Origin of the sequence: Delftia sp. Cs1-4, from assembly GCF_000214395.1 — a bacterium.
GTDB classification, from domain to species: domain Bacteria; phylum Pseudomonadota; class Gammaproteobacteria; order Burkholderiales; family Burkholderiaceae_C; genus Comamonas; species Comamonas acidovorans.
The window spans coordinates 5,232,866-5,245,116 of record NC_015563.1; the positions used below are offsets into that span (position 1 = coordinate 5,232,866).

The 12,251-nt window shown below is 63.2% G+C and carries 12 protein-coding genes and 1 pseudogene; 6 read left to right on the top strand and 7 right to left on the bottom strand.

What is annotated here, in order from left to right; all coding sequences use genetic code 11:
- Positions 1 to 114 precede the first annotated feature (114 nt).
- Positions 115 to 1,080 (top strand): DNA/RNA non-specific endonuclease, encoded by a 966-nt coding sequence (locus tag DELCS14_RS22905; RefSeq protein ID WP_013803770.1) that lies wholly within the window; start codon positions 115 to 117, stop codon positions 1,078 to 1,080.
- A gap of 356 nt (positions 1,081 to 1,436) precedes the next feature.
- Here DELCS14_RS22905 and DELCS14_RS22910 read toward each other — a convergent pair whose 3' ends face one another.
- From DELCS14_RS22910 to DELCS14_RS22925, 4 genes are all read right to left on the bottom strand, one after another.
- A complete protein-coding gene (locus DELCS14_RS22910; RefSeq protein WP_013803771.1) occupies positions 1,437 to 2,042 on the bottom strand; it encodes an ATP-dependent Clp protease proteolytic subunit in 606 nt (201 codons plus the stop codon).
- 117 nt (positions 2,043 to 2,159) lie between these two features.
- Entirely contained in the window at positions 2,160 to 2,516 is a 357-nt protein-coding gene (locus tag DELCS14_RS22915; protein ID WP_013803772.1) for an SRPBCC domain-containing protein, read from the bottom strand.
- Positions 2,513 to 2,827 carry a metalloregulator ArsR/SmtB family transcription factor gene (locus tag DELCS14_RS22920; RefSeq protein ID WP_013803773.1) on the bottom strand — a complete coding sequence of 105 codons (315 nt, stop codon included), beginning with the start codon at positions 2,825 to 2,827 and terminating at the stop codon, positions 2,513 to 2,515. The genes DELCS14_RS22915 and DELCS14_RS22920 overlap by 4 nt, the downstream gene beginning before the upstream one ends.
- 25 nt (positions 2,828 to 2,852) lie before the next feature.
- Positions 2,853 to 3,173: a hypothetical protein gene (locus DELCS14_RS22925; RefSeq protein ID WP_228676908.1), complete on the bottom strand. Its 321-nt coding sequence runs from the start codon at positions 3,171 to 3,173 to the stop codon at positions 2,853 to 2,855.
- Between the two features lie 188 nt (positions 3,174 to 3,361).
- Between DELCS14_RS22925 and DELCS14_RS22930 the strand changes: the two genes are divergently transcribed.
- The 3 genes and pseudogenes from DELCS14_RS22930 to DELCS14_RS22940 form a co-directional block, all read left to right on the top strand.
- A complete protein-coding gene (locus tag DELCS14_RS22930; protein WP_013803775.1) occupies positions 3,362 to 3,694 on the top strand; it encodes a helix-turn-helix transcriptional regulator in 333 nt (110 codons plus the stop codon).
- A gap of 218 nt (positions 3,695 to 3,912) precedes the next feature.
- On the top strand, positions 3,913 to 6,900 hold the full coding sequence (locus DELCS14_RS22935) for a metallophosphoesterase (RefSeq protein ID WP_157158314.1): 2,988 nt from the start codon (positions 3,913 to 3,915) through the stop codon (positions 6,898 to 6,900).
- A 461-nt stretch (positions 6,901 to 7,361) separates the two neighbouring features.
- Positions 7,362 to 7,517: pseudogene (locus tag DELCS14_RS22940) on the top strand (DbpA RNA binding domain-containing protein); the annotation flags it as partial.
- A 161-nt stretch (positions 7,518 to 7,678) separates the two neighbouring features.
- On the opposite strand, the gene DELCS14_RS22945 reads toward DELCS14_RS22940, so the two are convergent.
- Positions 7,679 to 8,626: a LysR family transcriptional regulator gene (locus DELCS14_RS22945; protein ID WP_013803777.1), complete on the bottom strand. Its 948-nt coding sequence runs from the start codon at positions 8,624 to 8,626 to the stop codon at positions 7,679 to 7,681.
- A 66-nt stretch (positions 8,627 to 8,692) separates the two neighbouring features.
- On the opposite strand from DELCS14_RS22945, the gene DELCS14_RS22950 reads away from it, so the two are divergent.
- Complete coding sequence (locus DELCS14_RS22950; RefSeq protein ID WP_013803778.1) at positions 8,693 to 9,475, top strand: SDR family oxidoreductase; 783 nt, start codon at positions 8,693 to 8,695, stop codon at positions 9,473 to 9,475.
- A 63-nt stretch (positions 9,476 to 9,538) separates the two neighbouring features.
- Here the strand turns inward: DELCS14_RS22950 and DELCS14_RS22955 are convergent, their stop codons facing one another.
- Positions 9,539 to 10,576: an LLM class oxidoreductase gene (locus DELCS14_RS22955; protein WP_013803779.1), complete on the bottom strand. Its 1,038-nt coding sequence runs from the start codon at positions 10,574 to 10,576 to the stop codon at positions 9,539 to 9,541.
- 20 nt (positions 10,577 to 10,596) lie between these two features.
- On the bottom strand, positions 10,597 to 11,220 hold the full coding sequence (locus tag DELCS14_RS22960; RefSeq protein WP_013803780.1) for a glutathione S-transferase family protein: 624 nt from the start codon (positions 11,218 to 11,220) through the stop codon (positions 10,597 to 10,599).
- Between the two features lie 117 nt (positions 11,221 to 11,337).
- On the opposite strand from DELCS14_RS22960, the gene DELCS14_RS22965 reads away from it, so the two are divergent.
- Positions 11,338 to 12,240: a LysR substrate-binding domain-containing protein gene (locus tag DELCS14_RS22965; protein WP_013803781.1), complete on the top strand. Its 903-nt coding sequence runs from the start codon at positions 11,338 to 11,340 to the stop codon at positions 12,238 to 12,240.
- The last annotated feature ends 11 nt before the right edge of the window (positions 12,241 to 12,251 follow it).

The following is a 12,251-nucleotide window of genomic DNA, read 5'->3' on the forward strand; positions in this document are numbered from 1 at the left end:
AGGGCATCTGGAAACATTTGGGGGCCTGGAAACATAGGAGAATTCCTAGGACCCGAATCAGAACCCGCGCCATCGCGGACTTGCCTCCCAGCGGCCAGCGCCTGCCGCCCCCGAATGACTGTCAAGAACAAGAAGCCTTCCGCGCGCAAGCGCAGTTCCTCCCCCGCCTCCAAGAAGAAAGCCTCCAGCCGCAGCGGACTGTGGCGCTCCATGCTCGCCGCCCTTGTGGCGGCAGCGGGCACCTTCCAGATCGCCAGCTGCAGCCTGGACCCGAACTGGCACCCCAAGCTTCCCGAGCCGCCCTTCCTGTCCACCCTGCCCATCCCCGGGCTGGAGCACCTGCGCAAGCAGCCGGAGACAGGTTCGGGCACGGCATCCGGTGGCGGCAGCCCGCCTGCCGGCAGCATGGCCACGGGCTTTTCGCACTGCCGCGATTTCTTCCCCGGTGGCGAGCCCCCTGCCCTGCAGATCCAGCCCCAGCAGCGCGAGCTGTGCTTCAGCGCCTTTGCCGTGCTGCACAGCGGCCAGACCAAGACGCCCGTCTTCGTGGTGGAGCGCCTGAACCGCAAACTGCTGGACCAGGGCCAGGGCCTCAAGCGCAGCGACAAGTTCTATGCCGATGCCCGCCTGCCCCGCGCCGAGCGCGCCGAGCTGGACGACTACCGCCGCTCCGGCTACTCGCGCGGCCACATGGCGCCGGCCGGCGACATGTACTCGCCCGAGGCCATGGCCCAGAGCTTCAGCCTGGCCAACATGGTTCCGCAGGACCAGACCCACAACGGCGGCGTCTGGAGCAAGGTCGAGCAGGACACGCGCCGCTACGCCCAGCGCGCCCAGGGCGATGTCTATGTGTTCACCGGGCCGGTGTTCGACGGCCAGCCGCTCACCATCGGGCCGGGCAAGGTCCATGTGCCCAGCCATATCTTCAAGCTGGTCTACGACGCCAGCACGGGGCGTGCCTGGGCGCACTGGCAGGCCAATAGCCCGGATACGCGGATGAGTGCGCCGATCAGTTATGAGGAGTTCACTCGGAGGACGGGGATGCCGTTGTTGGCGGGGGTGATGAGGGGGCGCAGCTAGTCTTCTGGCGTGGGCCAGGGGGCTGCTTCTTGCCCCTGCCGGGGGGTTGTTTTTCGAGGCCGGGTCTCGGCCCGGCGGCCGACTGCCCTTTCTTGATTCGCCAAGAAAGGTCAGATCAAAGAAGGCGACCCGAATGTCCGCGACCCTCCGCTTCGCTGCGGGCAACCTGCGTCGTGGCGGTTGCGGGGTTTGCCGCAGAACTCGCTTTGCGCTTCGCGCGCCGCTCAAACAACTGCGGCAAGTCAGTTGACGAAGCAGTCCTGTCCTTCGGCAGGACTGCAACCCCGCAACCGCCACGCCGCAGGCGCGGACATACGGGATTGGGGAGAAAGGCAGCCGCTCGCTGGCGCTGTGGCTCAGGGGGTTACTGTGCGCCGGTCCAGAACCTTGTCTATCAGGCCCCATTCGCGGGCTTCTTCTGCGGTCATGAAGCGGTCGCGGTCCAGGTCGCGTTCCACCTCTTCGTAGCTGCGGCCGCAGTGCTGGGCGTACAGGCGTGTCACGCGGTCCTTGGTGCGCAGCATTTCCTCGGCATGGATGCGGATGTCAGAGGCCTGGCCCTGCACGCCGCCCAGCGGCTGGTGCACGTGCAGACTGGCATTGGGCAGGGCCATGCGGTGGCCGGGCTCGCCGGCCATGAGCAGGAAGGAGCCCATGGAGCGCGCCGTGCCCATGCACAGCGTGTGCACGGGTGACTTGATGAACTGCATGGTGTCGTACATGGCCAGCCCGCTGGTGATCACCCCGCCCGGCGAGTTGATGTAGAGGTGAATGGGCTTGTCCGGGTTCTCCGCCTCCAGGAACAGCAGCTGCGCGCAGACCAGGGCAGAGACCGCATCGTTGACCTCGCCGTTGAGAAAGATCACGCGGTCGCGCAGCAGGCGCGAGTAGATGTCGAAGGACCGCTCTCCGCGCGCCGACTGTTCGACAACCATGGGGACGAGCATCATCGATTCGCGCATGGGCGAACTCCTGTGTGTGGTGGTGAAAAAAGAAAGGGCTGCAGCCCTGCGCCGCACGCCCCGTTGCCGGGGCCCTCAGGTCGCGTGCATCAGGTCACGTGCATCAGGTCAGGTGCATCAGGTCGCGTACATCAGGAAGCCGCCGTCGTTGGCCGCTTCCCTGGCGGGCTGCAACCGCGCATCGGTCAGCACATGGACGATGCGCAGCAGCGTGCCGCCATCGGCGCCGGGGCTGATCTGCAGGTCCACCGTGCTTTCCAGAAAGGGCGGCTCCGCCTCTCGCAGCCGCAGGCGCAGTGCCTGCTGCGGCACCTGCTGCAAAGGCTCGGCATGCTCGGTGCCCGGCAGCCACTGCGCGCGCAGCTCGGGAATGCTCAGCGCGCGCCAGACCTTCTCGGGCGGGGCGTCCAGCGCGTACTCCTGCACCAGCTCGCGGGCCGCATCGCCGGTGTCCATATCGCTCATCTTGTTCATTGGTCCATGTCCTTGAGCAGGCCCTTGAGTGCATCCACGCGCTGCGGCCAGTAGGCGCGGTACTTCGCCAGCCAATCCGCAATCTGCGCCAGCCCGTCGGGATCGACCTCGTAATGCATGAAGCGCCCCTGCCGCTGCTCGCTCACCAGCCCCGCATTGCGCAGCACGGCCAGATGCTGGGACATGGCCGACTGGCTGATCTCCATCCCCTCGCGCAGCGCGCTGGCATGCATGCTGCCAGCGGCCAGCTTCTCGAAGATGGAGCGGCGCGTAGGGTCGGCCAGGGCCTTGAAGATGTCGTTCTCGGGCATGGCGACACTTTAGCAATCACTTATTTCAAATGCAAGCCCCGCACGCCAATCCCGCCGCCACGCCCTCATCCGCAAACCGCTTGGCCGCCTTGAGCAGATAGCTCACGGCATAGAGGATGGGGTCGTCGGCCTCGTCGCCATTCAGATGGTCCACCACCTCGATGGCATAGCCCAGGTTCACCGCCGTGTCGTGCAACAGGCCCAGCAATTCCGCGTCCTGCGGCTCCAGCGACTGCGCCTGGTCGGCCTTCACGTAGTAGATGCGCAGCAGGTCGCGGCAGACGCAGTTGATGGCTGTGATGTTGTGGCGAGCGTGCAAGTCCAGCACATCCAGCGCGGCGCCCATGTGCAGGACGGCGTCTATGGCGAGGTCGTCGAGTTGAGGAGAGATGGCGAGGTTGGGTTCATCCATGGAGGCTCCCTGGGCTTGGATGATGTCGAACAACAGGCACACGGAAATCGACCGCGTGAAGCGCCGTTTCATTCTACGAATTTCGTAGAGACGAAATCAATACACCCTACGACTATCGTAGGATGCCTCCACGGACCAAGCCACCCTCCAGCCTATTTGGCAAACGCCTGCGCGAGGCAAGGCTGCGTACCGGGATGCCGCAGGATCAGTTGGGGGTTGCCGTCGGTCTTGATGAGACAACGGCAAGTGCTCGGATGAGCAGATATGAAACTGGCGTCCATGAGCCACCTCTGGATATTTCCAACCGGATTGCGCAAGTGCTGGGCGTGCCGACTGCCTACCTTTATTGCGAGGACGATGATCTTGCCGACGTGATCCTGGCATGGAGCAAGCTGGCTCGCGGCGGTCGGGTGCAGGCGAAAAAAGCTGTGCTGGGGTTGGTGGCTGGGCGGTAGGGACAAAGGAACTGCGGCCCCTATGACGGAATGATGGCAGGATTAAGCGGCAAGAGATCGTTGACTACTTATCGATATCGCCAAGGGAGGCGGCTCTTCTCAGACGACTGCAAACGGCCAATAGCGGCCGGTCAGGCTGTCGTGCGGATAGCAGTCATTTGTAGTGCGCGTTTGCACCACTAGGCTTCATGAAATACTTTAGAGATATGTACTCCACAATGAACTACTCGCTGGGTTGGCTTCACATTTCGGATTTGCACTTCCTCGACCGACATGCTTGGCGGGACAGCCAGCCGCTTAAGAAACTGATAGATGACCTCGATGACTTGCTGAAAAGCGGTTTGCGAGTCGATCTGGTGCTCTGCACCGGGGACATAGGCTTTGGGGAAACCAAAGCCGAACCTTTGGCAGAGCAATATGCCGTCGCCAAGGCTTTCTTCGATAAGGTTCTCGAAATCTGCAAGCTGGGCAACGACCGCCTATTTCTGGTTCCTGGCAATCACGATATTGACCGTAGCAAGGTACGCGAATCGCAAACTGCTTGGCTCCGCTCAGGCGAGCGAAAACCAGATCAAATCAACCAAAGATTTCGAGATAATGACGCCGAAATCAAACAAGCCATGGAGCGCCTCACCCTGTATCGACAGTTCATTGCGGAGCACTATCCCCATATCTGTCTTGATAGCAGCACCTCCTTCGGCACTAAGGTCGATATCGACCACATCTCCATCAGCATCACTGGCCTGAATTCCGCGTGGACCTGTGCGGACAACGAGGACAAAAACAAGATTTGGCTGGCCGGCGAAGCCCAACTGCATGCCAGCGGAAAAGCCATCGATGCCGTGACTGGCGGCATTCGACCGCATCTACGTCTTGCATTGATCCACCATCCGCAGGATTGGCTCCAACCTTCAGAAGCTCAGCAACTCCGCGGACGACTGGAACAGGAGTTCGATTTCCTACTCCATGGCCACGCTCACGACCAATGGGTACACGAGATAACTAAACCCCAGCACATCGTCATCGCCGCAGGAGCGACTACGGGCGAAAGCCAGCAGGAATTTGGTTACAACGTGGTTCAGTTGGCCCCTGGCAAGGCCGAGGTGCATTTGCGTCGGTACGACACCAAGGGCCATGGGTGGATTGAGGAGAGCATACACGGGCGTACGAAATATGGGGTTTGGACTCTCGGGCCCCTGCATAGCTTGCCTGCCCCTGCCCCCCCACCTACCCAACCGCCCTCTACCCCCACCAACGCTACCCCCCTCAGTCGCGGCCACTATGGCCTAGATGCCGCCTTGCGGGACTGCTCCAAACGACTGAAGAACAGCGGACTACTGGTCGTAGTCGGCATGGCTGGGGCAGGTAAAAGTATCCTAGTGGAAGAGTTGCGCCGGTGTCAGGAGTGGCAAAATCTCCGCCTAGTACAAATCACGGCGCTGGAGAACAGCGGCATCACCGATTTCTTCGGCCAGATCGCCCACCTTCTGGGCATCCACGACGAACGTCCACGCCCACCGGCAGGCGAGACTGCCGCGAAGGTGGCTGAAGCCTTGCGTCGAATGGCGCCTTTGGTGACGCCCTTCTTCCTTCATGTTCAGCGAGCTCATCTCTGGCTCCGCCACGGCCACTGGAAGGACGCGACCCTGGCCCGGTTGCTGGAAGGCTTGTGCAGCGCCTATCCAGAATGCGTTATCGTCTTGGAAACCCGGGAACAGCCTGAGGTCGGCCTGAGCAGCTACGAGGTCACTGGACTGCCCAAGCAAGCCTTGGCCGACTATCTGGCCCGTCCACCTGGCCTGACAACGGGCTGGACGCTTAACAGTGACCAACGGGCCTATCTGTTTAGCCGCCTGGGCGGTGGTCACGGGCGCGGCGCCCATGCCTATGGCCTGGCGTTGCTGGTACGGCTCGCCGCAGAAAAGTCCACCTCACCCTACGATGTTCTGAAGCAATACCCGGACGACTATGCACTAGCGCTCTACGACAAACTGTTCCGCGATCTCTATGAAAACGTCCTGGCTGACGAAGAAAGAATTCTGTTGTTCGCCTGCTCCCTCTACCGCGACGGCCTGCACTACAGCCACTTGCCTCGTCTGGAGCAAATCCTTCCCGCCCAGGATGCCGGTGCCGCTTTGATCCGACGTCGGTTGTTGACGGAAAACACCGACTGGCTCTACCTCCACGACCTAGCGGCAGAGCAGGCCCGCAAGCTGGCGCCCGATGAAAATCGCACCCAGGCATTGCACCAAGTCATCGCCGGCTTTTGGCTGGACGAGCTGCATGGGCAGAAAGCGTTGATGGATGCCAACATCCGCCGTGCCCTGGAAGCGCTTTATCACCTGGAACAAGGCGGCCAGGGCGAAAGGGTGGCGGAAATCGCACCCACCCTGTTTGGCCGCCGCCCAGAAGAGACCGTACAGACCTTGTGGCGGATGGAAGAACGGTTAATTGCCCAAGGGCAGGACGACAAGGTTTGCCTCGTCCTGGAATACCTACTCAAGGTCAGCCCGGATGACCACCGGGCCATGCGCTTTCTGGGCGAATGCCGAAGAAGGATTTATGGCAGCAAGGACCGGGAGGCGCTGGAACTGTTTCGACAAGCCACCCGCGTACGCAGCGACTTTCCCCAATACTGGGCCAACTACGGCCATGCCGCCATTGCCAGCAAAGATAAGGAAGCCCTAGCCGAATTTCTCGCTGAAGTTGTAGAGGCCCCGGAAAGCGCACGAAACGACCATGTCGTCGCCATCCGAGCCGCTGCTCTTGAAGCAGCAGACCGGGACGACGAGGCAGCAACCCTGCGCGAGGAAAAGATCGATGCAGGGAGCCTTCATCCCGCGTTCTACGTCGACCACGCCAAGTGGCTGCTCGACAAGAAAAACGATGACGATTCCATTGCTGCGCTCAAGGTGCTTGAACTGGCCCAACAACGAAATTGCGCCGACGACTTCACCCAAGCCATCTACGCCTCAACTTTGGAAATAGTGGGCCGCGACGACGAGGCGGCCAAGCTACGCCAACAAAAGATCGATGCAGGGAGCCTCAATCCCGCGTTCTACGCCGACCACGCTATATGGCTGCTGAATAGGAAGGACGGTACCGACACCGCACTCAAATTGCTGGAACTAGCTCGGCAACGGGGGTGCGAAGACGATGTAACGAGGTACATCCGCGGCCAAATCGTGCGGCAGCAGGCTAGATAGGATGCATTCCGCCTACTCGGGCAACGCTTGAAGCGGGTGAGAGTAGAGTGAATTCGCGAAGCGACCCAGCACGACCCGTCACTTGCCCATGATGGGTTATTGCTGTGCTCCGAACCCGCCCTACATCGTCCGCTTTTCAATCTTTCGACCGTCTGCATTGGGTCGGAACCTGCCCAAGGGCAAGGATCTGAGCGTGCACAGCCAGGACGACCTGAACGCCATCGCCGGCAGCCTTCACGGCCGACCTCGTGCCATCCATGGCGTCAACACCCCGCTTCCCGTCTTCTCACACATGCCGGCAACGGCCCAGCAAGCCCCTGTTCTTTCTCAGTGACCAACGTGCCGCACCTCGGTCTTGAGAGCGCCAAAACAAAAATGTCGCCATGACTCCACCCTGGGCTTCCCCCCATTCCTTCGACAAACTTGCGCTTTCGCCTGCGACGCTCGCCAATCTTGAGCGGCTCGGCTACATCCGCGAGCAGGTGGGCAAGATCGACATCAACGAGTTCGCAACCCATGTGGCCGTGGACCGCAAGATTGCGCATGACGTGGTTGCCCGGCTCAATAGCGGGAAGATCAAGGGGCGAACGGTGAAGGCGCGCTTGCTCAAGGAATGAGGGGTTGCAGGCGTCGAGGCACGAACGACCACAACGGGTCGTTCCGCGCCAGCCAAGGCCCATTCATGTTTCGCTGGGATCAACGACCAACGATGGTCCTGGCTGCTCACCGGGTCCGTCGGCCGCGCCCCGCCTTGAAAGGTCTTGAAAGACCGGGCCTGTCATGGCTTCGCAGCGGGGCTGGCCGCCTTCGCCATTTCTGCTGGCAGTTGCAGCCCGTCTGCCAGCGCCACGCCCAGCGCGTCAATGACCGCCCGCACGCCCGGCACGTTGCGGCGGTCGCGGTGATAGGCCAGGTACACCGGGCAGGACGGCAGTGGCGCGTCCACCTCCAGCCGTGCCAGGCCGGGCACGGCATGGGCCATGGCGTCGGGCAGCAGGCAGATGCCCTGCCCTTGCTCCGTGGCCTCCTGGCGGGCCAGGTCGGAGCCGGATCGAAAGACGAACCGGGTAGCGCCCCGGCTGGCCAGCCACGGGTTGGAGGCGTCCTGCCGGCCGGTGGCCAGGTCCTGTCCCACGAAGTCGTGGCAGGCGAAGTCCTGCACGCGCAGGTGGCGACCCGGCAGGCGCTGCTCGACATAGCCGTGCGAGGCGTACAGGCCAAACGTCAGTTGCCCCACCCCTTTCTCCACTACCACGGCCGAGCTGGAGCGCCCGACCCGGAGCGCGACGTCCACTTCGCGCCGCCCGACATCCGTGAAGCGCGACTCCACGGCCACTTCAATATGCAGTCCGGGGTGCGCGCTTCTCAACTGCGAGAGCACGGCGGTCACGGGCTTCACGAAGCCCTCGCCCATGCTGACGCGGATGGTGCCGGTCAGCGCATGGGCCTTCTCATCGGGCCGGTCGTCGCGCTTGATGCCGCCCAGTCCCAGCTCGAACTGCTCGGCCAGCTCCACCAGTTCCATCGCATCGGGCTCGACCGTCGTCCCTGCGCTGCTGCGGTGTACCAGGGCGCGGCCCAGGGATTGCTCCAGCGCCTCGATGCGCCGCGCGACGGTCGAGGTGGACAGGCCCAGGGCAGCGCCTGCAGCAAGCAGGCTTTGGTGGCGGTGAAGCGCCAGGAGCACGCGCAGGTCATCCCAGGTGGTGGGCGGTTGGTTTTTCATGAATGCAAATCAGCTTACCAGCGCTACCCATTCCCAGCCGGGCACCCCGTCGCAATACTCGAGTGCATGAAAACCCCTTTTGATTTCTCCCAGAAAACCGTCCTGGTGACCGGTGCCTCCATGGGCATCGGCGAAGTATTTGCCAGGGAGCTTGCCCGCCGTGGCGCCAAAGTCGTGCTGATCGCGCGCAGCCGCGACAGGCTCGAAAAGCTCGCCCACGAATTGCCCGGCGCCGAATTCCTGGTCGAGGACCTGGCCGCACCCGGGGCGGCTCGGCGGGTCTTCGATGCCGTCAGCGCCAGGGGCCTGCTGCCGGATCTGCTGGTGAACAACGCCGGCTTCGGCACCCACGGCAGGTTTGATGAACTGGCGCTGGCCATGCAGCGGGAGGCCATCGATCTGAATGTGGGCGCCCTGGTGGAATTGACGCACCTGTGTCTCCCCGCACTGGAGCAGCGCCAGGGCGGCGTCATCAACATCGCCTCCACGGCAGCGTTTCAGCCGGTCCCGTACATGGCGGTCTACGCCGCGACCAAGGCCTTCGTCCTTTCGTTCAGCGAAGCGCTCTGGGCCGAGTACCGGCCACGCGGCGTGCGTGTGCTGGCGTTGTGCCCGGGCGCTACCGACACGGCGTTCTTCGCCCGCGCCGGCGAGGCCGCATCCTTCGGGAAAAAAGCATCCAGCGAAGACGTGGTTCGCCTGGGGCTGAAAGCCTTCGACGACAACCGCGCCTCGGTGGTGCACGGTTGCGCCAACTACCTGACGGCCCTGGGCGCCCGCGTTGCCACGCGCGAGTTCATGGCCCGGTTCACGGCGCGCGTGATGAGGCCTGCAGCGCAGCCGGCTTGAATGCCCCCGGTCTCAGGGATGCAAGCTTGCCGCGGCCCGGCCATTCCTGACCAGGGCCTGCGTTCACCAGTCAGTCGCCACCGCCGGCAGCCCTTCGTGCGAGGGAAAGTGCGGCAGCACGTCCTGGGCCAGTTCCTCCAGCACCTCGGCGGGCGGGCGCTGTGTCCACTGGATGCCCAGCGCCGCGTGGTTCACCCCTGCCGCCTGCCACTGTTCGAGCAATGCCACCAGTCCCTTGCGCCCGGTGCGCAGGACATAGCCCCCATGCAACGGGGTTGGGGGATGGCCGGGGTCATCGACCAGGTCGATCCACTCATTCGTCATGTGCGGGCGGAATGCGCCTCCAGGGATCAGGTCACGCCAGGCGCGGATTTTTTCCGCCAGGTGCTGGGGCCCCCGGGGGGTATGGGTGGCACCGGGGTAGGTCAGCCAGCCATCTGCATGCTCTGCAATCCACGGCAGCGATTGGCCTGACGATCCCGTCACCATCAGCGGAATGCTCCCCGCAACGGGCTGGGGGAGAAACTCGGCTCCTTCCAGGCGCCCCAGCGGGGAATCGATGTCCAGGTGCCCGGGCTGCATGAGCTGGCGCATATAGGCAACCGCGTGGGAAAAGCGCTGTGCCCGGGCCGCGTGTTCCAGTCCGTAGGCGGGAAACTCCATCGGCCTGTCGCCAGAGGCCAAGCCCATCACCAGCCGGCCGCCGGAGAGCTGGTCAATGCTTGTGGCGGCCTTGGCCAGGTCGATCGGATGGCGCAGGGAGACGATGGCGCTGCCGGTGGCCAAGGCGACCTTGCGGGTACGGGCAGCCAGGAAGGACAGGTAGGTGAAGGGGTCGAACACCTGCCCAGCGTCCCCGAACGAGGGATCGAACAAGGGGACATCGCGCACCCACACGGCGGCAAAGCCATGCTGGTCGATGCGGGTGACCAGATCGGCCTGCCCGCGCAGCACCGACATGTCGCCCTTGTAGCTGCGCAGCGGCAGGAAGATGCCCACGGTCAGCCGGTCTGGTGCAAACATGCGCCGGTAGCCAGGGTGTGCGTAGAACGAGGCATAGGAAGCCCCACCCGTGCGCGGGGAGAGAGGAGTTGCGTTCATTGTCTGGACCTGACTCGTGTTCATGCGCCGGTTGCCGGTGCCGGCAGCGTGATGCCCTTGCGCACCGCAGGCCGCGCCGCGACCCGCTCATGCCATGCGCTCAGATGGCGGTGCCGGCTGAAGTCGAAGTGGATGATTCGCGCGATGTGCATCCAGCCGAAATGAGCAATGTCTGCAATGGAGTAGCAGTCGCCCGCCAGGTAGGGGCGGCCTTGCAACGCGTGGTCCAGCACCGTGAACGCATCCTCCGTCAGGCGCCGGTAGCGTTCGATTGCGGCAGGAACTGGGCTGTCCGCGAACAGCTCGAAGTGCACGCGCTGGCCTAGCAGCGGCCCGACACTGGACGCATGGAATTGCAGCCATTTGATCGCCTCCCAGCGGGCCTGCAGGTCCTCTGGCAGCAGCTGCCCGCTCCTGTCGGCCAGGTACAGAAGAATGGCCGCTGACTCAAACAACACCACACCCGTCTCGCTGTCCGTGAGCACGGGAATGCGGCCATGGGGATTCAACGCCAGAAAGGCCGGCTGCCGGTGCTCGCCTTCATCGATGCGCACATGGTGCAGCTGGTAAGGCAGCGAAAGCTCTTCAAGCGCAATGGTCGCCTTGAAGCCATTGGGGGAGCTGTCTGAATAGAGATGGAGCATTTGAATTTTAGATAAACTTAATTCATAGAATCGCTGGAAAGACTTATTCTCAAAAGATATACGTTTAATTTGAAGCGATAATTTCTGCTCCATGAATTTAGTAAATCTAAAAATAAGATGACCTATCCATTGCAGGCGCTGCGCACTTTCGTGGAAGTGGGGCAGCGCAAAAGCGTCAAGGCTGCGGCACAGGCGCTGCACGTCACGCCCGGTGCCGTCAGCCAGCAGATCCGCGTGCTGGAAGACCGCCTGGGAGTGGTGTTGCTGGAGCGTGAGCGCCTTGGCATGCGGCTGACCGAGGCAGGCGCCAGCGTGTTCCCCAGGCTGCGCGAAGCGTTTCTTCAAATCGACCAGGCCATGCACGACCTGGAAAGCACCAAGGCAAGACGGAGCCTGACCGTCACCACGGTCGCCACGTTCGCGGCATCGTGGCTGGTGCCCCGGCTGGGGCGTTTCAAGCAATTGCACCCGGACATCGAAATCCGCGTGGAAGCCACGTCGGAACTGGTGGACCTGCGGCGCGACCGGGTGGACGTGGCCTTGCGCCATGGGCTGGGAGACTATCCGGGGCTGGAGGTTCTCCCCCTCATGGCGCCGGTTCTGACGCCCGTCGCCTCGCCGGGATTCCTGAAGGCGCACGGGGCAGTGATCCATGAGGCCGGCGATTGCCTGGGCTACCCCCTGCTGCATGACGGCGACCGCGCAGACTGGCCGCTCTGGCTGAAAGCGCATGGCGTGGCCGACGACATGCGCGCGGAGCGCGGCAGTGCCTTTGACGATGACTTCCTGCTGATCCGTGCGGCAGAGGCTGGCCAGGGCCTGGCGCTGGTGCCGCAGGCCTATGCCCAGGAAGAAATCGCGGCGGGCCGGCTCATCCAGGTGCTGGACAAGCAATGGCCCGCAAGGTTTGCCTACTACGCGGTGACGCGGCCCGGAGCGGCCGACCGCCCCGAAGTGCGCGCGTTCCTGGAATGGATTCGCGACGAGGCGGAAAAAAACCTGTCACCTCCCCAACCCTAGCCCAGCACAAG

Coding starts and splice junctions, on each gene's coding strand:
- DELCS14_RS22935 (WP_157158314.1), top strand. CDS start 3,913: ATGAACTACTCGCTGGGTTGGCTTCACATTTCGGATTTGCACTTCCTC.
- DELCS14_RS22910 (WP_013803771.1), bottom strand. CDS start 2,042: ATGCGCGAATCGATGATGCTCGTCCCCATGGTTGTCGAACAGTCGGCG.
- DELCS14_RS22930 (WP_013803775.1), top strand. CDS start 3,362: ATGCCTCCACGGACCAAGCCACCCTCCAGCCTATTTGGCAAACGCCTG.
- DELCS14_RS22965 (WP_013803781.1), top strand. CDS start 11,338: ATGACCTATCCATTGCAGGCGCTGCGCACTTTCGTGGAAGTGGGGCAG.
- DELCS14_RS22905 (WP_013803770.1), top strand. CDS start 115: ATGACTGTCAAGAACAAGAAGCCTTCCGCGCGCAAGCGCAGTTCCTCC.
- DELCS14_RS22950 (WP_013803778.1), top strand. CDS start 8,693: ATGAAAACCCCTTTTGATTTCTCCCAGAAAACCGTCCTGGTGACCGGT.
- DELCS14_RS22920 (WP_013803773.1), bottom strand. CDS start 2,827: ATGCCCGAGAACGACATCTTCAAGGCCCTGGCCGACCCTACGCGCCGC.
- DELCS14_RS22945 (WP_013803777.1), bottom strand. CDS start 8,626: ATGAAAAACCAACCGCCCACCACCTGGGATGACCTGCGCGTGCTCCTG.
- DELCS14_RS22960 (WP_013803780.1), bottom strand. CDS start 11,220: ATGCTCCATCTCTATTCAGACAGCTCCCCCAATGGCTTCAAGGCGACC.
- DELCS14_RS22955 (WP_013803779.1), bottom strand. CDS start 10,576: ATGAACGCAACTCCTCTCTCCCCGCGCACGGGTGGGGCTTCCTATGCC.
- DELCS14_RS22915 (WP_013803772.1), bottom strand. CDS start 2,516: ATGAACAAGATGAGCGATATGGACACCGGCGATGCGGCCCGCGAGCTG.
- DELCS14_RS22925 (WP_228676908.1), bottom strand. CDS start 3,173: ATGGGCGCCGCGCTGGATGTGCTGGACTTGCACGCTCGCCACAACATC.